General features: G+C 64.8%; 22 protein-coding genes. 8 read left to right on the forward strand and 14 right to left on the reverse strand.

Translation table 11 applies throughout. The annotated features are described in order from the left end of the window. Positions 1–98 precede the first annotated feature (98 nt). A complete protein-coding gene (locus tag ACNJYA_RS31825) occupies positions 99–1,544 on the forward strand; it encodes a helix-turn-helix domain-containing protein (protein ID WP_172785886.1) in 1,446 nt (481 codons plus the stop codon). 139 nt (positions 1,545–1,683) lie between these two features. Here ACNJYA_RS31825 and ACNJYA_RS31830 read toward each other — a convergent pair whose 3' ends face one another. Beyond that, positions 1,684–1,977: an antibiotic biosynthesis monooxygenase gene (locus ACNJYA_RS31830; protein ID WP_018648871.1), complete on the reverse strand. Its 294-nt coding sequence runs from the start codon at positions 1,975–1,977 to the stop codon at positions 1,684–1,686. Positions 1,978–2,209: 232 nt separating this feature from the next. On the opposite strand from ACNJYA_RS31830, the gene ACNJYA_RS31835 reads away from it, so the two are divergent. Together ACNJYA_RS31835 and ACNJYA_RS31840 are read left to right on the forward strand one after the other, a co-directional pair. After that, on the forward strand, positions 2,210–3,010 hold the full coding sequence (locus tag ACNJYA_RS31835) for a hypothetical protein (protein WP_260380351.1): 801 nt from the start codon (positions 2,210–2,212) through the stop codon (positions 3,008–3,010). Between the two features lie 164 nt (positions 3,011–3,174). Beyond that, on the forward strand, positions 3,175–3,525 hold the full coding sequence (locus tag ACNJYA_RS31840) for a hypothetical protein (protein WP_260380352.1): 351 nt from the start codon (positions 3,175–3,177) through the stop codon (positions 3,523–3,525). A 312-nt stretch (positions 3,526–3,837) separates the two neighbouring features. Here ACNJYA_RS31840 and ACNJYA_RS31845 read toward each other — a convergent pair whose 3' ends face one another. The 3 genes from ACNJYA_RS31845 to htpX form a co-directional block, all read right to left on the reverse strand. Next, positions 3,838–4,230, reverse strand: a complete 393-nt coding sequence (locus tag ACNJYA_RS31845; RefSeq protein WP_212259038.1) for a DUF3551 domain-containing protein — start codon at positions 4,228–4,230, stop codon at positions 3,838–3,840. Between the two features lie 293 nt (positions 4,231–4,523). Further along, the gene (locus tag ACNJYA_RS31850; RefSeq protein ID WP_212259037.1) at positions 4,524–5,165 is read right to left on the reverse strand and encodes a tetratricopeptide repeat protein; all 642 of its coding nucleotides are present in this window, start codon (positions 5,163–5,165) and stop codon (positions 4,524–4,526) included. Positions 5,166–5,300: 135 nt separating this feature from the next. Then, complete coding sequence (gene htpX, locus ACNJYA_RS31855; protein ID WP_439401298.1) at positions 5,301–6,248, reverse strand: zinc metalloprotease HtpX; 948 nt, start codon at positions 6,246–6,248, stop codon at positions 5,301–5,303. Between the two features lie 289 nt (positions 6,249–6,537). Between htpX and ACNJYA_RS31860 the strand changes: the two genes are divergently transcribed. The 5 genes from ACNJYA_RS31860 to ACNJYA_RS31880 all read left to right on the forward strand — a co-directional run bounded on the left by ACNJYA_RS31860 (position 6,538) and on the right by ACNJYA_RS31880 (position 13,109). Then, positions 6,538–7,884 (forward strand): HlyD family secretion protein, encoded by a 1,347-nt coding sequence (locus ACNJYA_RS31860; protein ID WP_439401299.1) that lies wholly within the window; start codon positions 6,538–6,540, stop codon positions 7,882–7,884. Then, entirely contained in the window at positions 7,881–9,821 is a 1,941-nt protein-coding gene (locus ACNJYA_RS31865; protein ID WP_439401300.1) for a glycosyltransferase, read from the forward strand. The genes ACNJYA_RS31860 and ACNJYA_RS31865 overlap by 4 nt, the downstream gene beginning before the upstream one ends. A 92-nt stretch (positions 9,822–9,913) precedes the next feature. Further along, positions 9,914–11,215: a lytic murein transglycosylase gene (locus tag ACNJYA_RS31870; RefSeq protein ID WP_439401301.1), complete on the forward strand. Its 1,302-nt coding sequence runs from the start codon at positions 9,914–9,916 to the stop codon at positions 11,213–11,215. A gap of 109 nt (positions 11,216–11,324) precedes the next feature. Then, positions 11,325–11,828: a DUF1993 domain-containing protein gene (locus ACNJYA_RS31875; protein WP_439401302.1), complete on the forward strand. Its 504-nt coding sequence runs from the start codon at positions 11,325–11,327 to the stop codon at positions 11,826–11,828. A 180-nt stretch (positions 11,829–12,008) separates the two neighbouring features. After that, complete coding sequence (locus ACNJYA_RS31880) at positions 12,009–13,109, forward strand: alkene reductase (RefSeq protein ID WP_439401303.1); 1,101 nt, start codon at positions 12,009–12,011, stop codon at positions 13,107–13,109. 109 nt (positions 13,110–13,218) lie between these two features. On the opposite strand, the gene amaB is transcribed toward ACNJYA_RS31880, so the two are convergent. From amaB to ACNJYA_RS31930, 10 genes are all read right to left on the reverse strand, one after another. Continuing rightward, positions 13,219–14,784, reverse strand: a complete 1,566-nt coding sequence (gene amaB, locus ACNJYA_RS31885) for an L-piperidine-6-carboxylate dehydrogenase (protein ID WP_439401304.1) — start codon at positions 14,782–14,784, stop codon at positions 13,219–13,221. Between the two features lie 28 nt (positions 14,785–14,812). Continuing rightward, positions 14,813–15,970, reverse strand: a complete 1,158-nt coding sequence (locus ACNJYA_RS31890; RefSeq protein ID WP_439401305.1) for an alpha-hydroxy acid oxidase — start codon at positions 15,968–15,970, stop codon at positions 14,813–14,815. Positions 15,971–15,976: 6 nt separating this feature from the next. Continuing rightward, the gene (locus ACNJYA_RS31895) at positions 15,977–16,867 is read right to left on the reverse strand and encodes an IclR family transcriptional regulator (protein WP_172785873.1); all 891 of its coding nucleotides are present in this window, start codon (positions 16,865–16,867) and stop codon (positions 15,977–15,979) included. Positions 16,868–16,879: 12 nt separating this feature from the next. Continuing rightward, positions 16,880–17,785, reverse strand: coding sequence for a 4-hydroxy-tetrahydrodipicolinate synthase (gene dapA, locus ACNJYA_RS31900; RefSeq protein WP_439401306.1), 906 nt, complete (start codon positions 17,783–17,785; stop codon positions 16,880–16,882). A gap of 33 nt (positions 17,786–17,818) precedes the next feature. After that, on the reverse strand, positions 17,819–19,576 hold the full coding sequence (locus ACNJYA_RS31905; RefSeq protein WP_439401307.1) for an ABC transporter permease subunit: 1,758 nt from the start codon (positions 19,574–19,576) through the stop codon (positions 17,819–17,821). Between the two features lie 11 nt (positions 19,577–19,587). Continuing rightward, positions 19,588–20,676 carry an ABC transporter ATP-binding protein gene (locus ACNJYA_RS31910; protein ID WP_439401308.1) on the reverse strand — a complete coding sequence of 363 codons (1,089 nt, stop codon included), beginning with the start codon at positions 20,674–20,676 and terminating at the stop codon, positions 19,588–19,590. 35 nt (positions 20,677–20,711) lie between these two features. Continuing rightward, entirely contained in the window at positions 20,712–21,797 is a 1,086-nt protein-coding gene (locus ACNJYA_RS31915; protein ID WP_172785869.1) for an ABC transporter substrate-binding protein, read from the reverse strand. A gap of 13 nt (positions 21,798–21,810) precedes the next feature. Continuing rightward, positions 21,811–23,277: an FAD-binding oxidoreductase gene (locus ACNJYA_RS31920; RefSeq protein WP_439401309.1), complete on the reverse strand. Its 1,467-nt coding sequence runs from the start codon at positions 23,275–23,277 to the stop codon at positions 21,811–21,813. A 406-nt stretch (positions 23,278–23,683) separates the two neighbouring features. After that, positions 23,684–25,426 carry an ABC transporter substrate-binding protein gene (locus ACNJYA_RS31925; protein ID WP_260383734.1) on the reverse strand — a complete coding sequence of 581 codons (1,743 nt, stop codon included), beginning with the start codon at positions 25,424–25,426 and terminating at the stop codon, positions 23,684–23,686. A gap of 130 nt (positions 25,427–25,556) precedes the next feature. Continuing rightward, positions 25,557–25,886 (reverse strand): DUF2160 domain-containing protein, encoded by a 330-nt coding sequence (locus ACNJYA_RS31930; protein WP_439401310.1) that lies wholly within the window; start codon positions 25,884–25,886, stop codon positions 25,557–25,559. Positions 25,887–25,893 lie beyond the last annotated feature (7 nt).

Genomic DNA, 25,893 nt, shown 5'->3' on the forward strand with positions numbered 1-25,893 from the left:
GTCATGTAACATCTGAACGTGTAATAGATGTTATTTTGTAAATCTTGTAAAAACATAGGTCAGCGGTTCTGACCTTGATGAGCCTGGAGATCTGAGACATGCCCGCCGAGTCCGGCAAGAAACTCTTCGTCGGCCCGCGCTTCCGGCGGATCCGGCAGCAATTGGGGCTGTCGCAGACCCAGATCGCCGAGGGGCTCGGGATCTCGCCGAGCTATGTCAACCTGATTGAGCGGAACCAGCGCCCGGTCACGGCGCAGATCCTGCTGCGGCTGGCCGAGACCTACGACCTCGACTTGCGCGATCTCGCCACCGCCGACGAAGACCGCTTCTTCGCCGAGCTGAACGAGATCTTCTCCGATCCCTTGTTCCGGCAGATCGACGTGCCCAAGCAGGAGCTGCGCGACCTCGCCGAGCTCTGCCCGGGCGTCACCCATGCGCTGCAGCGGCTCTACGCCGCCTATACCGAGGCGCGCCAGGGCGAGACGCTGGCGGCGGCGCAGATGGCCGACCGCGACGTCGGCACGCGCTTTGAAGCCAATCCGGTCGAGCGCGTGCGCGAGCTGATCGAGGCCAACCGCAACTATTTTCCGGAGCTGGAGCAGGCCGCGGAAAACCTGCGCGACGAGCTGAACGTGCCCGCCGAAGGGCTGTACGCCGCGCTGGTCGCGCGCTTGCGTGAGAAGCACTCGATCCAGACCCGCATCATGCCGGTCGACGTGATGCGCGAGACGCTCCGCCGCTTCGACCGTCACCGCCGTCAGCTGCTGATCTCGGAGCTGGTCGATCCGCCCGGCCGCGCATTCCAGCTCGCCTTCCAGCTTGGCTTGGGGGAATGCGCGCAGGCCCTGGAGACAATCATCGGCCGTGCCGGCCCGCTGGACGACGCGCCGCGCCGGCTGTTCCGGATCACCCTCGGCAATTATTTCGCGGCCGCCGTGATGATGCCCTACCCGGCGTTCCTCGCGGCCGCCGAAGCGCTGAACTACGACATCCACGTGCTGGCACAGCGCTTCAATTCCGGCTTCGAGCAGGTCTGCCACCGCCTCACCACGCTGCAGCGGCCGAACGCGCGCGGCATTCCGTTCTTCCTCTTGCGCGTCGACAATGCCGGCAACGTCTCCAAGCGTTTCTCCTCCGGCACGTTCCCGTTCTCGAAATTCGGCGGCACATGTCCGCTCTGGAACGTGCACTCGACCTTCGACACGCCGGATCGCCTGCTCAAGCAGGTGATCGAGCTGCCCGACGGCACGCGCTATTTCTCGATCGCGCAGATGGTGCGCCGCCCCGTCGCGCCGCATCCGCTGCCGCAGCCGCGCTTCGCCATCGGCCTCGGCTGCGAGATCCGCCACGCCGCGCGCCTGACCTACGCCACCGGCATGGACCTGGAGAAGGCCGAGGGCACCCCGATCGGCGTCAACTGCCGCCTCTGCGAGCGCGAGAACTGCGCCCAGCGCGCCGAGCCGCCGATCACGCGCACGTTGATCCTGGACGAGACGACGCGGCGGGTGTCGAGCTTTGCGTTCTCGAATGCGCGGGAGTTGTGAGGGGACGCAGATGCCTCCTCGTCATTGCGAGCGAAGCGAAGCAATCCAGACTGTCTCCGCCGTGACAGCCTGGATTGCTTCGTCGCCTGCGCAAAATTGCTTCGCAATTTTGTCGCGGGCTCCTCGCAATGACGCGAAGTCACGCCAGCGTATGCACGATCACCGGCCCCGCCACGGCGCGCGCGTCGCCGGCGAGCAGCGGGCCGAGATCCTTCTCGATCCAGGCGATGGCGCGCTTGTTCGCCTCCTCGGCCTGCTCGAACTTGTCGAAGATCGAGATCGCGGTGACCGTGTCGTCGCCGGCATAGACGACGTAATAGGCGCGGAAACCCTCGACGTCGCTGATGATGGGAACGGCACCGTCCTTGATGCGGCGCGTCAGCTCTTCCGCGCTCCCGCTTTTCGCCTTGGCCTGACGGATGGCGGCATACATGGCATCCTCCCCTTCCGGCTGTCTGGACTTCCGGGCCTGTTGCCCGGAGGCGGATGTTACGCCGAACCGTGCCGCCGATCCACGCTTGGTTAATCCTCTCCTAATCCATCTCCGCGATCTGCAACCAACGGTTAAGCACGCCTCAACATCAGCGCCTTAGTCTCGCCGCACTCACTTTTCGCAAACAAGGGCGGCCTAATCTGCCGGGCGAAGTGACATCAGGGGGTTCATCATGCGCATTGCGTTGCTGCTGACCGCAACCATCGTCGGCGCGCTGTTCGCCAATCCGTCCCGTGCCGGGTCGCTCGATGCCGACGCGGCGCAGTCGCTGCCGCCGGGCTTCCAGAGCTATCGCGGCTACATGTTCGACCTGTCGGAGAATTCCGACCGCAAGGACGTCGACAAGCTCACCGACAATCTGAAGCAGCAGATCGACGCCGTCGAAGCGGCCGGCCTGTCGCCCCGCGTGCTGCGCTTCTTCCGCACCGTGCCGATCATCGCGAGCGAGCTCGCCTGCCTCGATGAGGGCGCCGCAACCGCCTGCTACGGCCGCGTCGCCCCCAACGTCGAGCGCCGCGTGCCGCGGACGCTGACGGTGTGGGATCCTGCCAAGCAGCGCTGGACCAATCCGAATGCCGTCGACCTCGCGGTCGATTCCGGGCTCGGCGTGATCATGCTGCGGCCCGACATGATGCGCTACGAGAAGGAGGCCGTGCTGCTGCACGAGCTGCTGCATGCCTATCACGCGCGGCTGCTGCCCGACGGCTACGCCAACAAGGGCGTGATCGCCTATTACGCCCTGGCCAAGTCCAAGGATCTCCTGCCCAAGGAATCCTATGCGATGAAGAATCCCATGGAATTCTTTGCGGTGACCGCCAGCATCTTCCTGGCCGGCAAAAGCGAATTCCACGATCCGAAGTCGCGCGAGGCGCTCAAGGAGAAGATGCCGGACTATTACAAATACCTGGTCGGCGTGTTCGGTTTCGACCCCGAGCCGGCAGCCTCGAACGGCCCGGTCGCCTCGCTCAAGTGAGCGGAAGGCGCCAAGCCAAGCCAAAGAGCCGCGCGAACAGCGCGGCTTTTTTGTTTCGCACGCCGGAAGCTGCGGATGACGCACCGCCGGGAATTGCCAAGGCGGGGTCCGATCTGCATAGTCCCGCCCGCATCGATAGCGTTTTTCGAAGGGGATGAGAGAACATGGCGGACGCCGACCTGGATGTCGTGATCCGGCAACTGGCCAGACAGCTGCATACGGGCCTGATGACCCGTGCCAAGGAGCGGCGGGATCGCTTCAACAGCCTTGCGGCCAAGGCCAAGGGCAAGGAGACCGGCGAGCGCTTCAAGATGATGGCCAAGGCCACCATGGAGCAGGCCAATGCGGCCGCCAAGCGCCTGCAGATGTCCGCCGACAACGTCGCCGACAGCTACGCGCGATCGATGCGCCTGGCCGCCAGCACGCCTGTTACTGTGAAGGCGGAGAAGAAGGCAAAGGACGAGAAGCCGGCGAAGAAGGCCGCAAAGAAAGCGAAAGCGAAAAAGAAGACGTAGTCGTTGTCGTTGCGCCTCCCCGATCGCCGCCGCGGGATTGGCGATCTGGAGGCTCGCCGGCCTGTCTACCTTATCATCTCTGGCTTGATCGGATCGCCGCGTTGCGCGTTTGCGACACGCTCCCGCGTGCCCGCTGCAATCGGGCCGGCCGCGACCTCAACGATTCCTCCCGCCCTAAAGCGCGATGCGATTAGGATGAATCGTCATCGCGCTTTAGGCTATTGATTGAGCATGATCTTTTCGGAAAACCGCTGCACACTTTTCCGGATCATGCTTTAGCATGTGCTGCTCGAACACAGTCGAGCGACATCCTCACATGTATCGCCTCAAGCTGTCGAGAAATCGCTGTTTCTCGCCAGGCGCGTAGCCTTGGGACGCTCCATAATAGGGTTCATTGAACTGATTATATGGTGCAGCCCGGTACTGGATCGGCGGCCTCGGTGGCGCGTAGGTCTGGCGATGATGACGCCGAGAGTTCCCTCTGGCTGCCGCACCGGCGTAATACGGATTGAGGACGCACATCTGACCGTTTGCCGATGCCCTGCATTGGTCCATCGTCGTGAAGCTGCATCGGTAGTAAGGGGTCATTCCGCGAGAAACCACGTTCAAGCAAACGGGAAAAGCCGGGTCATATCTTTGAGCCCGAGCGTCTCCCGCTGTCAGGGCGATACCCACGGTCAAAATCGTCAAAGCCCATTTGCACATTGGAAGCTCCTCCAAGCGCGTACGACACGGATGCACTCTGGCCCCGGACAGTAGAGATCCAACTCATATTAGCCCAGTTGGTTCATGCGCGCAGCAGGCAGCCGACAGTCGTGCTCTCGCATCTCTCACCTGTCGCGCCGCTATACGGCAAGCCAACTGTCCTACAGACGCATCGTAGGATGGGTAGAGCGAAGCGTGCCCACGCGTCTGTTGTCGTATTGAAACAATCGTGGGCACGGCGCGAAGTGCGCCTTCGCCCACCCTACGATTCCGGGGTCGCGGAGAGACTCCCCTCACCTTCGCGGCGCGGCAACCTGTGTCGGCTCGGCGCTGGCGAGTTCCGCGAGCTTGGCGCGCGCGGCCTCTCGCGCGTGAGCGTCCTTGCCGGCGGGCAGCGCCAGCGCGGCCTCGAAATCGGCGCGAGCGTCGTCGGCCTGGCCGCGGGCGAGGAACGCAAGGCCGCGATCGAGACGGGCCTGCGCATCGGAGGGATCGAGGCGGACGGCCGTGCTGTAGCTCAGGATGGCGCGGTCGAGATCGCCGGTGGCGGCAAGCGCGAGACCGCGCTGGTGATAGGGTGCGGCGAGCTTGGGATCATGCGCGATCGCCTCGTCGTAATCGGCAATGGCAAGCTCGAGGTCGCCGTTCTGCCGGCGCGCCAGCGCCCGGTCGCGATAGAGCGAAGCGCGGTTGGGATTGAGGTGGATGGCCTGGTCGAAATCGGCGATCGCCCGCCTGAAGTCGCCGTGACGCAGCGCGATCCGCCCGCGCCCCGCATAGGCGAAAGCGATCAGCGAGCCGCGCAACGGCGAGAAGCCGATCACGGCCGAGCAGATGTCGGGATCGTCCTCGTCGCCGCAATTGACGACCATGTGCGTGGACAAGCCGACGAGCACGCAAAGGACGATCAGCAATGGTACGGCAAATCTGGTCATCTTCGACGGTGGCAGGCGGCGGGCCGGCCACGCATCCCCTTTCGAAGAAATGGTCATGCCGAGGTGTTAACACCGGTCGGGACGCCCCTGTGTGCGCCAGATCACAAAGCCGGCCGCAAATCCTTGCCGGTTCCGTCAGCCCCAAGGACCACGTGAAGATCCGCGTGAAGAGGAGCGCCCCCAGGGACCGCGCGGCGGATAGTTCTCGTTGGCGCCGACCGACGGCGCCGCACGCGCGCCGAGCTCGGCCGCGAGTTGCTGGAGCGCGGCGACGCGGTTCTGCGTCGAGGGGTGGGTGGCGAACAGATTGTCCACGCCATGACCCGACAGCGGATTGATGATGAACATGTGCGCGGTCGCAGGGTTTCGCTCAGCCTCGACGTTCGGCACCTGGTGCGCGGCACCCTCGATCTTCACCAGCGCGGAGGCCAGCCACATCGGCTGTCCGACGATGCGCGCGCCGAGATTGTCGGCGGCATATTCGCGGGTACGGCTGATCGCCATCTGCACCAGCATGGCGCCGAGCGGAGCGAGGATCATCAACAGGATCGAGCCGATGATGCCCGGACCGTTGTTGTTGTCGCGGTGGCCGCCGAAAAACATGCCGAACTGGGCGAGCATCGAGATCGCGCCGGCAATGGTCGCGGTAATAGTCATCAGCAGCGTGTCGTGATGCTTGATGTGCGCGAGCTCGTGCGCGATGACGCCGGCGAGCTCCTCGCGGCTGAGCTGGTTGATCAGACCGGTGGTGACGGCGACGGCGGCGTTTTCCGGATTACGGCCGGTTGCGAACGCGTTGGGCTGGAACTCATCCATTACGAACACGCGCGGCATCGGCAGGCCGGCACGGCTGGCAAGCTCGGCGACGAGGCCGACCAGCTCCGGCGCGGTCGAACGATCGACCTCATGAGCGCCGTACATCGACAGCACCATGCGGTCGGAGTTCCAGTAGGTGAAGAGATTGGTTGCGGCGGCAATGACGAGCGCGATCATGGCGCCCGAGGCGCCGCCGATCAGATAGCCGACGCCCATGAACAGGGCGGTCAGGCCTGCGAGCAGCATTGCGGTACGAAGATAGTTCATGGCCGTCTCTCCTGGAGCGGCCGCGGGCGCGAGCCTCTGGCCGGCTCCCCCGAAGTATGAATGCCGCCGACGACCGCAAGGTTCGTGCGTCGCCGGGCCGCAGATCCATCGCAGGTGCGGCCAGCCTTTCCACTCCCGCTAAACCTTGACGGGGATTTGTGCAAAAACACACGTGGAGACTTAGCAACCTGGAAAGCGCGGGGTTGGCTTAATCCGCGGTAACCGGGCACGTCGCACGGTTTTGTGCATTGACCGGTTCCGTTGGCATCTCGTCAGCAAGGTGACCGTCATGATGGACCGCTCACGCGCCGCTTCCGTCGACCCTACATCCACTCCCTCCCCTAACGAGAGCAAGACTGACGCGAAGGGCTTGCAGGAGGCACTGCACGAGCAGCTGTTCGCCCACGACGAAGCCGGCCACCAATCCGATGGGCAGACTGCGCCGGAACCAGAACGCCGCCGGCTGTATCTGCGGCGCGGGGCCAAGATTGCCATCGGGCTCGCCATCATCGCCGTGTTCGGCTGGCTGCCGCTGCGCGCGATCTGGGAGCATTCGAGCGTCGAGGCGGTGCTGAATTCCCGCCTCGTCACCTTGCGCACGCCGATCGGCGGCCGTGTGGCGGCTGCTCAGCGCTTCAGCGACCAGGCCAAGCTCGAAGCCGGAACCGTGGTTCTGCGCGTCGTGAACTCGCGCAGCGATCGGACCCGGCTCGACGATCTCCGGCGGCAGAAAGCGCGCCTTGAAAACGAACGGCCGAGCCTTGCCGCCAAGCTTGCCTCGGCGAAGGCCGCACAAAAGGATCTTGCGCGGCAGGCCACCCAATTCCGCGAGGGGCGCGTGCTCCAGCTCGAGGCGCGCATTGCGGAGATCCAGACCTCGATCGAGGCGGCGGCCGCGCGGCGGGACGAGGCCAGCGCCGCTGTCGAGCGCGCCTCCTCGCTGGCGAAATCCGGCAATGTCTCGACGGTCGAGCTGGCGCGGCTGTCGCGCGAGCTTTCGGTCTCGCAACAGACCGAGCTCGGCGCGCGCAAGCGGCTGGACGCGGCCAAGGTCGAGCTTGCCGCGGCACAGAACGGCTCCTTCCTCGGCGACAGCTACAACGACCGGCCAAGCTCGGTGCAGCGCGAGGAAGAGATGCGCCAGCGCGCCGGCGACCTCGAGGCCGATCTTGCACGCACCGACACTGAGATCGCCTGGCTCGCCAACGAGATCATCGTGGAAGAGGTCCGCTTCGCCGATCTGTCCGAAGCCAACATCACGACACCCGTCGCAGGACCGGTCTGGGAGATGATGACCTCGCCGGGCGAGGACGTGCAGGCCGGTCAGCCCCTGCTCAAAGTGCTCGACTGCAGCGGCGCCGTCATCACCGCCAATGTCACCGAGAACGTCTACAACCGCTTGCAGCTCGGCGATCGCGCCACCTTCGAGCCGAATGATGGCGGCGAGCCGATCTCCGGCCGCGTGGTCAATCTGACCGGCGCCGCCGGCGCGCCCGCCAATCTCGCGATCAATCCGGATGCGCTGAGCAAGGAGCCCTATCGCGTGACCGTGGCATCACGCGATGCCGCGGCCCGCGCCTGCACCGTCGGACGCACTGGCCGTGTCGTGTTCGCCCGGCACGAGACCACGCCGTGACGACGGCGCTGACGCCCGGCATGATTGCGCTCGGCGCGTTCATGGCGATCGTGCCGCTGCTCAGGCGCGACAGCACGATGGCGCGCTCGTTCCTGGCCGTCGTATCGGTGGCGTTGCTGCTGCGCTATCTTCATTGGCGTGTCACGTCGACGCTCCCGCCACCGCATCTGACTGTCGACGCCGTGATCGGTTACCCTTTCATGCTGCTGGAGGCGGCCTCGCTGGTCGCGGTCGCGCTATCGCTGTTGTTCCTGAGCCGGACGCGCGACCGCACCGGCGCGGCGAGGATCGACGACCGCGCCACCGACCCGCGCGCACCATTGATCGATGTCTTCATCTGCACCTACAACGAGGAACGATCGATCCTCGAGCGCACGATCATCGGCGCGACCGGTATGGACTACGGCAACTATCGCGTCTGGGTGCTCGACGACGGAAGACGGCCCTGGCTGCGGCGCCTGTCGGGCGAGCTCGGCTGCCATTATCTGACGCGGCCGGACAACCGGCACGCCAAGGCCGGCAATATCAACCACGCACTCAAGCATGTCGGCGCGCTGCCGGAGCGGCCGGAGTTCGTCGCCATTCTCGATGCGGACTTCGTGCCGCGGCCGGACTTCCTGGCGCGCACCATCTCGCTCATGGACGATGCGTCGGTCGGGGTGGTGCAGACGCCGCAGCACTTCATCAATCCCGACCCGATCCAGACCAATCTTGCCGCGACTGACGTCTGGCCCGACGAGCAACGATTCTTCTTTGACATCCTCATGCCGGCGAAGGATGCGTGGAGCGTCGCGTTTTGCTGCGGCACCTCATCCCTCATTCGCTACGCCGGGCTGGTGCACATCGGCGGATTTCCGACCGACTCGGTGACCGAAGACTACCTCGTCACCCTGCGCCTGAAGGAATGCGGCCTCAACACGATCTATCTCAACGAGCGCCTGACGATCGGGCTCGCGCCCGAAGGCCTGAAGGAATACATCACCCAGCGCGCGCGCTGGTGCCTCGGCTTGATGCAGATCGTACGCGGCCGCAGCGGACCGCTCTCGCGGAAGTCGAAGCTTGCCTTCATCGACCGGCTCTCGCTGGTCGACGCCTTCATGAGCTGGGCCGCGGTCTACACCTCGAAGGTGGCCGGCCTTGTGGTGCCCTGGCTGTTCCTGCTGTTCGGCATCAAGGCTGTCCGGGCCGACCTGACCGAGCTATTGCGCATCTTTCTGCCGTTCTATGTCTGGAACAGTCTCACCATGGCCTGGCTGTCGCATGGCCGTTCGCTCGCCATGATGACGGACGTTTCGCAGCTCATCGCGGCGCCCGCCGTGCTCAAGGCGGTTGCGACCGGCCTGTTGAAGCCGAAAGGACACAAGTTCAAGGTCACCGCGAAAGGCGGCGACCGCGACAGGCGCTTCGTCGAATGGCCGCTGCTGCGTCTCTATGGCACCGCCCTCCTCATCACGCTTGCGGCCATCGCTTACGCCTTCATCCTGCACCTGCGCGGCGAGAACATCGCCTATGGCGGATTGGCGCTGGCCTGGAGCCTCTACAACGCGCTCATTCTCACCGTGGTCTGCTTCGTCTGCATCGAGCAGCCGCGCAAGCGCAAGGCGGAACGGTTCAATCGCAATGAATCGGTCCTATTGCGCCAGGATGGCAGGTCCCATCTCGCGCGGCTCGCCGACATCTCCATCACCGGGGCCCGCCTGATCGATCCCGATCCGCCGAGGCCCGGCAGCACGATCGAATGCCGGATTTATGGCCGCTCGATCGCGGCGATGGTAGTGCGGCGGACGACGGACGGATTTGCGGTGCGGTTCGAGGAGGGCCTGGACACGCGCGTGCACGCGATCAGGGCGTTTTATGCCGGCGAATATGTGCGCGCCTATCAGGGCGTCAAAGCGCTCCCGGTCGGCAAGGCGCTGCTGATGCGGCTGTTTGGATAGGCATCATCTTCTCGGAAAACCGCATCGCACTTTTCCGGATCATGCTTTAGACTTCGGGCGAATCCACGCCTGCCCTCCCCGCCGGAACCCCCATGCTCCAGACCCGATTCGCGATCGCGGCCGTCGCGCTCCTCGCATGCTCCGCCACCGCCTCTGCCCAGTTCGCTCCGCCGCCCGCAAGACCCGCGGCGCCCAAGGCCAGTGCGCCGTCGCCGCGCGCGGCCTCATGCCATAACGGCGCGAGCTTCGATCGCTTCCTCGCCGACGTGAAGCAGCAGGCCATCGCCGCCGGCGTGTCGCAGCGGACGATCGCGGACACATCGCCCTATCTCGTCTACGACCAGGGCATCGTCAACCGCGACCGCGGCCAGCGCGTGTTCGGCCAGCTCTTCACCGAGTTTGCCGGCCGGATGGCCGCGCCCTATCGCATGCAGAACGGGCAGCAGCACATCAAGCAATACGCCGCGGCGTTCGCACGCGCGGAGAAGGAATATGGCGTGCCGCCCGCCGTGATCGCCGCGTTCTGGGGCCTCGAGAGCGATTTCGGCGCCAACATGGGCAACCTGCCGACGCTGAAATCGCTGGTGTCGCTGGCCTATGATTGCCGCCGCTCGGAGATGTTCGTGAACGAGACCATCGCGGCGCTGAAGATCATCGACCGCGGCGATCTGCATCCCGAGGAGATGATCGGCTCCTGGGCCGGCGAGCTCGGCCAGACTCAATTCCTGCCCGTGCACTACGTCAACTACGCCGTCGACTATGACGGCGACGGACGCCGCGATCTGTTGCGCTCGCCAGCCGACGTGATCGGCTCGACCGCGAACTACATCGCAAACGGACTGAAATGGCGGCGCGGCGAGCCGTGGCTGGAGGAGATCAAGGTGCCGCCGAACCTGCCGTGGGAGAAGACCGATCTTTCCGTGCGCGAGCCGCGCTCGACATGGGCGCAACTGGGCGTCACTTATCCCGACGGCCGCCCTTTGCCGAACGACAATCTGGCAGCGTCCGTGCTGCTGCCGATGGGACGCTTCGGGCCGGCCTTCATGGCCTATCCGAATTTCGCCGCCTACACCGAGTGGAACAACTCGCTGATCTATTCGACCACCGCGGGCTATCTCGCCTCGCGCATCGCCGGCGCCGCGCCGATGCGCAAGCCGGCGGCGCCGGTCGCGCAACTGCCATTCAACGAGCTCAAGGAATTGCAGCAGCTGCTGGTGCGCGCCGGCTTCAACGTCGGCAAGGTCGACGGTGTGCTGGGGCAGCAGAGCCGCGCCGCGGTGAAGGCGATGCAGGTCAAATACGGCCTGCCGGCGGATTCCTGGCCGACCGCCGAGCTGCTCGCGCGCATGCGCGGCGGCACGGCGCAGGCCCAGCCACAGGCGACGGTACGGTAGAATTTTCGCACCGCACAAGCCGTTTCCACGATTTGTATTATTCCATGAGGCTCCCATGTGAGTGGCTCAGGTTTCCTCCTGAGTTTTCCCTCATTGAAGAGAGCATCACATGTCCTTCTACGACGCCGTCGTCCCCGCCTATTTGCAAATGCTGAACAGCATGATCGGCCTGCTTACCAAGGCCGAGGCGCATTGCGCGGCCAGGAAGATCGAGCCGAGCGTCCTGCTCGGCTCGCGCCTCTTCCCGGACATGCTGCCGCTGTCGCGGCAGATCCAGCTGGTCAGCGACTATCCGACCAGAGGCTGCGCGCGGCTGACGCAAAGCGAGGTCCCCTCGACGCCCGACACCGAAACGAGCTTTGCGGAGTTGAAGCAGCGGCTGGCGAAGACGATCGACTACGTCAAATCCTTCAAGCCTGAGCAGTTTGAGGGCGCCGAAGCCAGGGACGTCACCTTTCCGGTCGGCCCCGGCAAGACCATCACCATGACGGGACAGCAATTCCTGAGCTCGTTCTCGCTGCCGAACCTCTATTTCCACGCAGCGATCGCCCACGGCATCTTGCGTCACAACGGCGTCGAGATCGGCAAGCGCGATTTCATGGGCGCGAACTGATTTGTGAAATCGCCACGGCCGCGACAGCGGAAATCCGCTGTCGCCGCCGAAATTGCACATGAATTATGCTACGCGGACGCTGCCGCGTAGCTCGCCTGCACTTTCCGTATGGCTCATCCCTTGCGCCTGATGTCGCGATGCACAAGTGTTCGAGACCTCTCACCGCCTGGAAGCATTCCCATGAGCCGTTCGACCAAATTGTTTGAGACCTACAAGCTCGGCCCGATCACGCTGGCCAACCGCCTCGTCATGGCGCCGCTGACGCGCAACCGCGCCGTACCCGGCAGCTTCGTGCCCGGTCCGCTCGCCGCCGATTATTACGCCCAGCGCGCGTCCGCGGGCCTCCTCATCACCGAGGCGAGCCAGGTCTCGCAACAAGGTCAGGGCTACCAGGACACACCCGGCATCTATAGCAAGGAGCAGGTCGCTGGCTGGCGCAAGGTCACCGACAAGGTGCATGAACGCGGCGGCAAGATCTTCATCCAGCTCTGGCATGTCGGCCGCATCTCGCATGTCGACCTGCAGGCGAATGGCGCGGCACCGGTGGCGCCGAGCGCGATCCGCGCCAAGGGCAAGACCTTCGTCAACGGCGGCTTCGCCGACGTCTCCGAGCCGCGCGCGCTCGAGCTTTCCGAAATCCCTGCAATCATCGACGACTTCAAGCGCGCCACGAAGAACGCGCTGGAAGCCGGCTTCGACGGGGTCGAGATCCACGGCGCCAACGGCTATCTGCTCGAGCAGTTCGCCAAGGACGGCACCAACAAGCGCCTAGATGCCTATGGCGGCTCGATCGAGAACCGCGCGAAGCTGATGCTGGAGGTCTCCAAGGCGGTCGTCGCCGAGGCCGGCGCCGATCGTACCGGCATCCGCATCTCGCCGGTGACGCCGGCCAACGACATCTCGGATTCCAACCCGCAGGCCCTGTACGATCACATCGTCGACGGCCTCAGCGCGCTGAAGCTGGTCTATCTTCATGTGGTCGAAGGCGCCACCGGTGGGCCGCGCGACGTCGCGCCGTTCGACTATGCGTCGTTGCGCAAGCGCTTCAGTGGCGCCTACGTCGCCAACAATGGCTACGATTTCGACCTCGCGACCAAGGTGCTGGCCGCCAACGCCGCCGACCTCATCGCCTTCGGCAAGCCGTTCATCTCCAACCCCGACCTGGTCGAGCGGCTGAAGCAGGGGGCGACGCTGAACGACTGGGACAAGAATACCTTCTACGGCGGCGGCGCCAAGGGGTATACGGATTACCCGACGCTGGCGGCCGAGCCGGCGGAGTAGGTCCACGCAATCACTGTCATGCCCCGCCAACGCGGGGCATGACAGTACGCGCCGGCCTCGCATAGCCGCACGGCGATGCGTATGCGCGCCAGATGCACTTTTGGACCGGTCATACCACGTCGAACTTGACGCCTTGAGCCAGCGGGAGCGTGCGGCCGTAATTGATGGTGTTGGTCGCTCGCCGCATATAGGTTTTCCACGCGTCGGATCCGGACTCGCGGCCGCCGCCGGTCTCCTTCTCGCCGCCGAAGGCGCCTCCGATCTCCGCGCCGGATGGGCCGATATTGACGTTGGCAATGCCGCAATCAGAGCCACGCGCCGACAAGAATGTTTCCGCTTCGCGCAGATCATTGGTGAAGATGGACGACGACAGCCCCTGCGGAACGGCGTTGTGCAACTCGAGCACGGCGTCGAAATCGCGATATTTCATCACGTAGAGGATCGGCGCGAAGGTCTCGTGTTCAACCGGTCCGGTCTGCGCCGCGATCTCGACCAGCGCCGGGCGGACATAGTAAGCGTCGGCGGCCCCTTCGATGGCAATGCGTTCGCCACCTTGGACCTGACCTCCGGCAGCGCTCGCAGCCTCGAGCGCACGCTGCATCGCGTGATAGGCCGCGCCGTCGATAAGCGGACCAACCAGGTTACCGCCTTCCAGCGGAGAGCCGACGGTGACGGACGCATAGGCCCGCTTCAGGCGCGGCACAAAGCTGTCGTAGATGCTCTCGTGGACGAACAGGCGACGCAACGTCGTGCAACGCTGTCCCGCCGTTCCCATCGCGGCAAAGGCAACGCCACGCAGCGTGAGGTCGAGGTCGGCCGTCGGCGCGACGATCGCCGCATTGTTGCCGCCGAGCTCGAGCAACGCCCGGGCGAACCGGCTGGCGAGCCGCGGACCGACCGCGCGTCCCATTGCTGTAGACCCGGTTGCCGAGACCAGAGGCACCTTCGCATGGTCGACGAGCACCTCGCCGATCTCACGGCCGCCGAACAGCACCGCCGCGAGCCCCTGCGGCGCATCCCCGCCAGCCTCGTTGAAGCGTTTGACCGCACGCTCAAAAAGGGCGTGGGTCGCAAGCGCAGTCAGCGGTGTTTTCTCGGACGGCTTCCAGACGAGGCTGTTGCCGCACACCAGCGCCAGGGCTGCGTTCCAGGCCCACACAGCGACCGGAAAATTGAACGCAGAGATGATGCCGGTGACGCCAAGCGGATGCCAGCTTTCCATCATGCGATGCTCGCCGCGCTCGGTTGCGATCGTCAGTCCGTAGAGCTGCCGCGACAGGCCGACCGCGAAATCGCAGATGTCGATCATCTCCTGAACCTCGCCAAGGCCTTCGGAGACGATCTTGCCGACCTCGATCGACACCAGTCGGCCCAAAGCCGCCTTGCTGGTACGTAGCTCCTCGCCGAACAGCCGCACGAGCTCCCCTCGCTTGGGTGGCGGCACCAGCCGCCAGCAAAGGTACGCCGCGTGTGCCTGTTCGATCACGCCGGCAGCTTCGGCTGCGCCGATCTCCGCGACGCGGCCAATGATCCCGCCAGTGATCGGCGTACGAACCATGAGGGCGCCCTCCGTATAGTCGGAGCGCTTGACGCCGAGCTCGGCGAGAAGCCTGTCGACTTCGCCGGCGAGATCGGCATTGGCGGTATGCGTCTGCGGTGCTGATTTGACGGACATGGCGGTTTTCCAAATGTTGCAGTTGAACTTAGTTCCGTAGCTCACTCGCGCGCCCATTCCGCAAGGCCGGAACGCAATGCGCTCCCAGGAAAGCCATGGCGGTATCCATCTCGCGCAGGACCATGCGCAGGATGGCTTCGGCGCCCGCCTCTCCCCCGGATGCAAGCCCCCACAGCGGCAAGCGGCCGAGAAGCACGGCTTCCGCGCCGAGCGCCAGATACTTCAGGACGTCGGTGCCGCGCCGGACGCCGCTGTCGGCCAGAATCGTCAGACGCCCCTTCACGGCGCCGACAATCGCCGGAATACAGTCTGCAGGAGCCGGCAGACAGTCGAGATTGCGGCCGCCATGGACCGACACCACGACGCCGTCGGCGCCGATCTCGACTGCCCTTTCGGCGTCCTCCACCGCAAGCACGCCCTTGATGGTGAGCTTGCCCGGCCAGATCTCGCGCAGCCAGCACATGTCGTCCCAGCTCAGCCGCGGCTCGATCCGGACCGATTCGGCAATGTCAGCGCGGGTGATGGCGGTGCGGAACGCTTCCGGATAATGGCCGTAGGTCGGCATGCCCTCGCTCACCAAATAGCGCGCCAGAACCCCGAACAGCCAACTCGGATGCAGTGACACGTCGAGCATGCTGCGCAGCCGCGGTTTGAAAGGAATACCGAAACCGTTGCGTTCATTATACTCCCGCTTCGGCGAGACCGGCGTATCGACCGTGACGAGCAGGTTGTCGCAGCCGCAGGCGCTCGCCCGCTCCAGGAGGCGCGCGGTCAGGGCGCGATCGCGCCAGACATAGAGTTGGAACCAGAGCAGCGCATCCGGCGCGCCGCGCCGGATCGTCTCCACGGTTGTCACCGATTGCGTCGAGATGCAGACGGGAATGCCGACGCGCGAGGCCGCGCGGGCAAGCTTCGTCTCCCCATCATGCGAAACAAGTCCGGCGAGCGCAGTTGGCGCGACGACGAGGGGCGCGGCGAGCCTTCGGCCGAACAACACCGTGTCGAGATCGCGCCGGTCGCGCCCCGTCAGTACCGCGGGCAGCAGGGTAATGGCGTCAAGCGAGGCCCGCAGGCGCGTCAATGCCGTTTCGTCCTCCGAGCCGCGATCAATGTACTCGAACAAGCCGCGCGGGAGGAACCGTCGCGCTCGGCGGCGATAGTCGCTGGCATTGAGGAGCATCGGCATCGGCGTTCAGGCCGCGTAGCGCTTGAACTTGGACTTCGAGATCGAGGTTGCGGCAACGTGAACATGCTGAACGAGTTCGGCTTCGACACGCTCCGTGGTCCAACGCGTCGTGGGGACGGAGATGTTGACCGCGGCGATGGCCCGTCCGTGCTCGTCGATGATCGGCGCCGCAACGGAAATATCGCCCATGACGCTTTGGTTGATCTGGATCGAATAGCCGCGCTTGGCGGCGAGGTGCACCTGCTTCATGAGCTTATCCGGATCCGTAATCGTGTAAGGCGTGAGTGGCTCAAGCCGCGTACGCTTCAAGAGCTCCTGTTGCTCTGCCTCAGGAAGAGCCGCCAGGATGGCTATGCCGGAAGCCGTGAAGTATGCCGGCAGCCGGCTTCCGATCACGAAGTCGATATGGATCAGGTGCTGGCCGGGAAAGCGCGCCACGAACACGACCTCGTGGCCGTCGAGTTCATGCAGGTTACAGGTCTCGCCAAGATTGCGGCTGATCTCGAGAAGATAGGGCGAGGCCTTGTCGATGAGCTCGTTGGCCTTGAGATAGCTGTGGGAGAACTGCAGCACCTTCGACGTCAGCCCGTAGTTGCGCGTGCCCTCAACCCGCTTGAGATAGCCGAGCGATTCCAGCGTGTAGACCAGGCGCTGCGTAGCGCTGCGATCGAGATTGGCGGCCCGCGCGATATCGGCAAGTGTCATGAAGCGCCGTGGCCCGTCGAAGGCATGCAGAACCTGGAACGCCTTCTCGGTCGAGCCGACGAACAGAGACGAGCGCGGCTCGTCCGCCTTGTCAGTCGCCTTCGCCGCGGACTTTGCGCTTGTCTTGTCGCCTACCTTGGCGGCCTTTGCCTTCGCAGGCCGGCCGCCGCTCACGCGGCTGCTACGCGCCATGCTGCCATCCTCTCATGCGATGCCCTCCGAGATCGCCAGCTGCCGGCCGAGCTCGGCACGCAAGGCGGCGACCAGGGCCGGCGCCGGCTGCACCAGCGGCGCCAGCATCCGCGGTGCTTCGACGCCGACCATGTCCATCACGGCCTTCATCGGTCCCGGATTGGTCTCGGCGAACGCCATGTTCATCAGTGGAATCAGGCGGCGATGCAGGCTCAGGGCCTCCGCCGTCTTGCCTGCGGTCGCCGTCTCGAAGATCTGACGCCAGGCGCGCGGCAACAGGCACGCGGTCACGATGATGCCGCCCCTGGCGCCCGCGGCGAGATGCAGCGGAAAGAGGCTGTCTTCGCCGCTCAGCACCGCAAAGCTCTCGTCGACGCCGGCCACGACCTGAAGGAAATGGTACATGTCGAGATTGCAGGCCTTCATGCCGATGATGTTGGGATGCCTGGAGAGCTCATGCAGGATCTTGGGCTCGATCGCGATCCGGGTGCGATAGGGAATCTCGTAGATCAGGATCGGCACCGGCGAGGCATCGGCATAGCGCAGGAAATAGTCGCGAACGCCCGCCTGAGTCGGGTTGGTATAGTATGGCGTAAGAACCAGCAGGCCGTCCACGCCCTCGGCTGCGAATTCACGGCCCGCCTGCAAGGCATCGTGGAAGCCGGTGTCGAGCACGCCTGCGATGACGGGTCCCTTGCCGGCCATCGCCTTCGCCGACAGACCGGCCATCTTGATCCGCTCGGATCTAGCCAGCGCACCGTATTCGCCTGTACCACCGAGCGGCACCACGCCGTCGATACCCTGCTTGTTGAGCCAGGTGAACATGGAAGAGACCGCGCCGGCATCGATGGTGTCGTCGGCCTTGACCGGGGTCGGAATGGCCGGGAACAGGCCGCGGAGACGATTGGCAGTGAGCATGACTTGAGAACCTCTGGTTGGACGGTGGCGCTTCTATCTTGCGGCGGCGCGCCGGCGCAGGCGTTCGGCCACGAAGATGAGAAGCCCCATGAAAACGAACAGACAGGTCGAGACGGCGGCGATCGAGGGCGAGACCTGAAGCGTCACCTCGTCCCAGAACTGCTTGGGCAACGTCGCATTGAGGCCGCCGGTGGCAAACAGCGCGATGGTCAGCTCGTCGAACGAGGTCGCAAACGCAAACAGGAAAGACGACATCATCCCGGCGCCGAGGATCGGGAAGGTGACGAAACGCAGCGTCGCGACCGGGCGCGCCCCGAGGCTCTGCGCAGCCTGATCCAGCCGCGTGTCATAATTGCGCAGCACGGCCATCATGGTCATGACCACGTAAGGCACGGCGACGACGGTGTGGCCGAGAATGAGGCCGACGGCGCTGCCGACGAGACCCATGCGCGCGAACACGTAGAACAGGCCGACCGCGATGATCATGCGCGGCACCACGATCGGCGACAGGATGAAGGCGAGCCACGCCGCCTTGCCGCGGATATCGCTGCGCACCAGCAGGAACGCGGCCGGCGTGCCGATCAGCATGGCGAGCAGACCGGTGCCGATGCCAACCAGCAGCGAGCGCAGCATGGCCTGGGTCCAGACCGGCGAATTCAGCACCGTCTCGTACCAATGCAGGGTAAAGCCCTGCGGCGGCCAATTCAGACCGCCGGTGCCGAATGACAGCGGGATCATCAGTATCGTCGGGGCGCTGATGATGAGCAGCATGGTCCAGACGAAAGCCTGCAAGCCCATGCCGGCCTGATCGAGATTGCGGTCGCGACCGCGTGACGGCCATAGCAGAACGATACGGTCGGAGATCGCGCCGAGCAGCGTCAGCAGCGCATCGCCCGCCCGCACGACCGGGGCCGAAAGAGGCGACGGCTTCGCATTGCGCGGTGCCGATACGCCCGTCATGGTCGACAGGCCGAGCAGCCGGTCATAGGCGGCAAAGACGATGAGCACGACGACCAGCAGCAGCACCGAGATCGCACCGGCGAAGCCCCAGTTCATGGTCTGCTGGACCTGGTCGATGATGAGCTGGGTGATCATGGTCTCGCGGCGCCCGCCGAGCAGCGCCGGCACGATGAAGAAGCCGATCGCCGTGACGAACACCATGATTCCGGCAGCGGCAACGCCGGGCAACGACAGCGGAAAATAGATCTTCCAGAACGCCATGCCCGGTCGCGCTCCGAGCGTGGCGGCAGCGCGCGGCAGGGTGCGGTCGATGTTCTCCATCACCGAGAGCATGGTCAGCACGGCGAGCGGCAGCAGCGCATTGACCATACCGACCAGGACGCTGCCGAAATTGTAGAGCAGGCTCGCGGGGCTCGAGATGATGCCGAGCGAGAGCAGGAGCTTGTTGATGACGCCGTTGCGGCCGAGCAGCACGATCCAGGCGAAGGCGCGAACGAGAAAGCTGGTCCAGAATGACAGCAGCACCCAGAACAGCAGCGTTGCCTTACGCTCCTTGCCGACGACCGAGATCAGATAGGCGATCGGATAGCCGGTGACGACGCAGACCAGCGTGGTCGCCAGCGATATCTTGAGCGTGATCAGGAGAACGTCGAGATAGACCGACGAAGCAAAGAGCTGGCGATATTGCGCAAGCGTGAAGCCATTGTCGCCGTAGACGCTGAGCAACAGCAGCTGGCCGACGGGATAGACCAGAAACAGCACGAGCAGCAGCACCAGCGGCGCGCCCATTGCGGCCCGCGTCCAGGCCAGCCTCTGCGATCTCGCGCGCATGCCAGCCAAGCTCAGCCCCCCTTCCCGTCATGGATGGCGACGGCATCCGCCGCATGCCATCCGAGCGACAGGCGCTGGCCGATCTCGTAAGGCGCCGCTCCGCTGCGGGTCGGATGGGCAGCAACGAGCTGGGGCAGGTCCGCGGTCTCCGGTGCGATGTAGAGCCGCGTCAGGCTGCCGCTGATCATCACGTCCGTAAGCCGGCCGGACAGCTGGCCGCCCTCGCCGACCACGAGGTTCTGCGGGCGCACCATGACCTTGACCGGCTCGCCGGCGACGAACCGGGAGCCATTGCCGACCGCGCGCGAGGCCGCAAGCTGCGCGGTGAGGACGATGTCGAGTCCCTCGCCGTCGACGCCGCGCACGGTGGCGCTGAGCAGGTTGGACTCGCCGAGGAAGTCGGCGACGAATACCGAGCGCGGCCGGAAGTAGAGATCCTGCGGCGTGCCGAGCTGCTCGATCGCGCCTGCGTTCATCAGGCAGATGCGATCCGACATGGTCATCGCCTCTTCCTGGTCGTGGGTAACATAGACGATCGTGGTGCCGAGCTCGCGATGGATGCGCTTGATCTCGAGCTGCATCTGGTCGCGCAGCTTCTTGTCGAGCGCGCCCAGCGGCTCGTCCATCAGAATGATGGCGGGGCGATAGACGATGCAGCGCGCCAGCGCGATGCGCTGCTGCTGACCGCCGGACAATTCGCGCGGATAACGCTTTGCGACGTGCGGCAGGCGCACCGTCTCCAGCGCCTCGGCGGTACGCCGGCGCGCCTCCGCATCAGAGACTTTCCGCATCTTGAGGGGAAAGGCGATGTTGTCCTCGATCGTCATGTGAGGAAACAGCGCGTAGTTCTGGAACACGACACCGATGTCGCGCGCATAGGCCGGGCTGCGCGTGACGTCGGTGTCGTCGATCAGGATCTGCCCTTCGTCGGGATGGGCGAGCCCGGCGATCAGGCTGAGCAGCGTGGTCTTGCCCGATCCCGAGGGGCCGAGCAGGGTGAGGAATTCGCCCTTTGCGACGTCGAGGCTGGTCGGCGCCAGCGCAACGAAGTCGCCATAGCGCTTGCACAGCGCGCGAATGCGCAGGCTCGACGAGACCATGGGCCGCTCCGATCCGCTGGCGCCTCCCTTGCCGATCAAGCCAGGATCCAGCTGTTGAAGCGCTCGATGACGGCGGCCTGGTTGTCGAGCCAGTATTTGGCGTTGATCTTCAGCCCGGCCTTGATGTTGTCGGGATAGGTCGGGCAGTTCTTCGCGACTTCGGGCTTGACGTAGTTGAAGGCCTCCGGCTGCGTGAGACCGGCCGGGAAATATTCGACGAGCGCCGCCTGGCGCTTCGGATCAGAAGCGAACTTGATGAACTCGCGGCAGGCATCGGCGTTCGGCGTGCCTGATAGGATCGACCAATTGTCGCCGCCCCAGATGCCCTGATTCCAGACGATCTCGACCGGCGCGCCGGCTGCCTGGGCTGCCTGGGGACGCGACACCCAGGTCGGCAGCAGATCGATCTCGCCCGAGGTCAGCATCTGCTCGACCTGCGCGCCGCTGGTCCACCACACGGCGACCTGCGACTTGATCTTGTCGAGCGAGGCAAAGGCCTTGTCGAGATCGCAGGGGTAGACCTGCGCGGTCGGCACGCCCGCACCCATCAGCGCCTGCTCGATCGTGTCGAACGGATGCTTGCGCACGGCGCGGCGGCCCGGAAACTCCGCCACGTTCCAGAAATCAGCCCAGGACTGCGGTGCCTTGCGTCCTTTGAAGGCGTCCGTGCGGTAGGCCAGCACGGTGGTGTAGACGTTGGTGGCAACACCGTAGGGCGAAGCAAATTCGGCCGGGATCGACTTGACGACCGGCTCGGATTCGAGACCGTGCTTCTCCAGATATTGCTTGCCGCCGGTGGTCAGTATCTCGATCGCGGGCCAGGAGATCTTGGCCATGTCCCAGGTGTAGTTCTTGGTGTCGACCATGGTCTTGATCTGCGCGACCGGCTCTGCATTGGCCTGCACGCCGACGACCTCGATGCCGGTCGCTGCGGTGAACGGACGATAGAACACCGCGCCATAGGCCTTGGTGTAGATGCCGCCGTCGTCGCGCACGACGATGCGCTTGCCCGCGGCGCGGGACGGCGACCAGACGGACGGCGCGGCCAGCGCGACAGCGCCGGCTCCCGCGCCAAGCAGCAGACGACGGCGGGAAGTAATGAGCTTCGATGCGTTGGTCATGTCAGTCCCCTCTCTACGATGTTGCGGTGGTCGGCGAAATTGGGGCCGCCTCAGGCGCCGATGACGGCGGCAGAACGCGGCCGGGATTGAACAGACCCGACGGATCGAACGCCTGTTTCACCGCCCGCATAAGAGCGAGTTCGACCGGCGGCTTGTAGCGGCTCATCTCGCCGGTCAGCGTGCGCCCGACGCCGTGCTCGGCGCTGAAGGTGCCGCGCAAGGAGCTGGCGACATCGTTCATGGCGCGGCGAATCTTCTGCGCAGTCACGTCGCGGTCCGGCAGCGCGTCCCATTCGGCGAAGCTGAAGAAGGGGATGAGATGGATGTTGCCATCGCCCATGTGGCCGACGATGATGAACGGCAGGTCCGGTACGATCGCGCGCACAGCCGCCATGGCCTGGTCGATGAAGGCAGGCACGGTGGAGACCGGCACGGCGGTATCCGAGGTCAGGCCGACGCCGGCCTTCTTGTTGGCTTCCGACACGCTGTGACGCACCAGCCACATCGCCTTGCGCTGCGCCTCGCTCGACGCGACGACGCCGTCGCTGACGAGGCCCGCTTCAAGCGCCTGCTCGAGCACCGCCTGCATCGTCGCCGCGAGCGCGGCTGCATCGCCGGTGTCGGAGAGTTCAACGAGCACGTGCCAGGTGTCGATCTCTGCGACCGGGCAGCGCCGGCCCGGTACCTGCTCCAGCACGAGCTGGATCTGTTTGGCATTCATCAGCTCGAAGGCGGAGAGCCGCGAGTTGCAGGCCGCCTGGAACAGCCCGAGCACGTCGAGCGCCTGATGCGGACTGTCGACAGTGAGCCAGGCGACGGCTTCCGCCGTCGGCAGCGGATGTAGCTTCAGCACCGCACCGGTGATGATGCCGAGCGTGCCTTCCGAACCGATAAACAGATGCTTGAGGTCGTAGCCGGTGTTGTTCTTGCGCAGCGCGTAGAGGCCGTCCCAGATCGAGCCGTCCGGCAGCACGACTTCGAGCCCGAGCACATTGTCGCGCGTATTGCCATAGCGGAGCACGCCGGTGCCGCCGGCATTGGTGCCGATATTACCGCCAATCTGGCACGAGCCTTCAGCGCCGAGGCTGACCGGATAAAGCCGGCCGGCGGCAACCGCGCTCTCCTGGATGGTCGCAAGCACGCAGCCGGCATCGACCACCATGGTATTGTTGACGGGATCGAGCGAGCGGATCCGGCGCATGCGCGTCAGGGCAACGATCACAGGCGGCTTGCCCTGCCCCGACGGCGTCGCGCCGCCGCACAGGCTGGTGTTGCCGCCCTGCGGCAGCACCGGCGTGTCATGGGCGACACAGAGACGGACGATCGCCGCGACCTGCTCCGTCGTCGAGGGCAGGACCGCACAGAGCGCCGGCGCGTGAAACCGGCCGCGCCAATCTTCGGTCAGACCCGCGAGATCCTCCTCGCGCGTCAGCACGGCCGTGTCGCCCAGCAACTGCCTGAACGCCTCGATCAATGCCATCCACCCGCCTCCGGAACGGGCCAATGCTGGCCCAAACGGCTTTCGCGAGTAATCGATATACGATTACTTCAATCGCATTATGCTGATCATGAATTCGATGTGATGGGGAGTCAAGCGGAGGCGCGGTCGACTACGCCGTCTCCCCGCGTCGTCCTGGCGAAAGCCAGGACCCATTTCCCCGGTGGGCGTTGTCTGGGCGCGACGAGGCCAGCATTGTTCGCCACAACAAAGTTCGGTGGTTATGGGTCGTGGCCTTCGCCAGGACCACACCGTGGTTGTGGTGGGCGCCTTCCTCAACAGACGCGTCGTTGGGAACTGCGCTTGCAGTGACGGGTGTGGAAGCAACACACCACCAAAACAAAAAGGCCGGGATTGCTCCCGGCCTTTCGTGGTTATGAGACGTCGCTTACTGCAGCGATGCGCGCTTGGGCGGAGTGGCGGGCCACGACTTGATCAGGGTGTCGTAGTCCACCGTCTCGCCCTTCGGCTTCTCGTTGGCGAGCTTGCGCTGCGGCGCGATGGTGCCGTCCTTCTGGGCCTTGGCGAACCAGAATTCGGCCGACTCCTTCTTGTGCAGCTTCGGACCGCAGGCGCCCTGCACACCGGACTTCTCCAAGCGCTCCAACACGGAGTCCTGGGCCGCCGCGAGAGCATCCATCGCCTGCTGCGGCGTCTTCGCACCGGACGACGCATCGCCGATGTTCTGCCACCACAGCTGCGCGAGCTTCGGATAGTCGGGCACGTTGTTGCCGGTCGGGGTCCACTGCACGCGCGCGGGCGAGCGGTAGAACTCGATCAGGCCGCCGAGCTTCGGCGCACGCTCGGTGAACGACTTGTCCCAGATGTCGGATTCACGGATGAAGGTGAGACCGACATGGCTCTTCTTCAAGCTCACCGACTTGGAGACGATGAACTGGAGATAGAGCCAGGCTGCCTTGCGGCGATCCGGCGGGGTCGACTTCAGCAGCGTGGCGGAGCCGGCGTCCTGGTAGCCGAGCTTCATGCCTTCCTTCCAGTAGGAGCCGTGCGGCGACGGAGCCATACGCCATTTCGGCGTACCGTCCGCATTCACCACCGGCAGACCCGGCTTCACCATGTCGGCGGTGAAGGCGGTGTACCAGAACATCTGCTGGGCGATGTTACCCTGCGACGGCACGGGGCCGGACTCGGAGAAGGTCATGCCCTGCGCCTGCGGCGGCGCATACTTCTTCATCCACTCGAGATACTTCGTGATCGAGTAGACTGCGGCCGGACCATTGGTGTCGCCGCCACGCTCCACCGAAGAGCCGACCGGGCGGCAGCCCTCCATGCGGATGCCCCATTCGTCGACCGGCAGACCGTTCGGAATGCCCTTGTCACCGTTGCCGGCCATCGACAGCCAGGCGTCGGTGAAGCGCCATCCGAGCGAGGGGTCCTTCTTGCCATAGTCCATATGGCCGTAGACCTTGACGCCGTTGATCTCCTTGATGTCGTTGGTGAAGAACTCGGCGATGTCCTCATAGGCCGACCAGTTCACGGGCACGCCGAGCTCGTAGCCATACTTGGCCTTGAACTTGGCCTTGTAGTCGGCATTGGTGAACCAGTCGTAGCGGAACCAGTAGAGGTTCGCGAACTGCTGGTCGGGCAGCTGGTAGAGCTTGCCGTCCGGCCCGGTGCCGAACGACTTGCCGATGAAGTCGTTGACGTCGAGCATGGGGTTGGTGACGTCCTTGCCCTCGCCGGTCATGTAGTCCGACAGCGCAATGGTCTGGCCGTAGCGGAAATGCGTGCCGATCAGGTCGGAGTCGTTGATCCAGCCGTCATAGACGTTCTTGCCCGACTGCATCTGGGTCTGCAGCTTCTCGACGACGTCACCTTCCTGGATGAGATCGTGCTTGAGCTTGATGCCGGTGAGCTCGGAGAATGCCTTGGCGAGCGTCTGCGCCTCGTATTCATGAGTCGTGATCGTCTCGGAGACGACGTTGATCTCCATGCCCTTGAACGGTTCGGCCGCCTTGGCGAACCACTCCAGCTCCTTCTTCTGGTCCTCCTTCGACAGCGTCGAAGGCGTGAATTCCGCGATCCACTTCTGGATCACGGCGTCGTCGGCGGCGCGAACCGGCGCCGAGACGGCGAGCGACACTGCGATGATCGCAGCGGCGCTGGACATGGTCAGAAAGCTATTCTTGGTCAATGGACCTTTCCTTCTCCTAAACTGTCGCATGTTTTCCTCCGTTGCAGCGACAAACTTTTATACAGGCCCGGGTTGGTCCCGGATCTGGCCGTCCCTTTCGCAAGCTTCAGACCGTGCGGAAAATGAGCGCGGCCGTGACCAGCGAAATTCCTGATGCGAGCCACAGGCTCGAGATCTCAAACCCCTCCTCGCCGACCGGCAGCGTGGCGATCGCGTCGGTGCCGACGAGGCCGATCCACGCGAGGTGGATGACGGCGGCCGCGATCAGCGAGATGAACAGGCGGTCGCCGCGCGTGGTCGGGATGCGCAGCACGCCGACACGCTCGGCCTCGGGATAGACCGCGGCAAGCCACGTCATCACGGCAAGCGTCGAGGCCAGCGCGGCGAAGAAGATCGCCGTCGGCAGCGTCCAGGCCATCCATGCGATGGATTCCATTGATGCC

It is taken from the genome of Bradyrhizobium sp. BLXBL-01 (assembly GCF_051853025.1).
Lineage (GTDB): Bacteria > Pseudomonadota > Alphaproteobacteria > Rhizobiales > Xanthobacteraceae > Bradyrhizobium.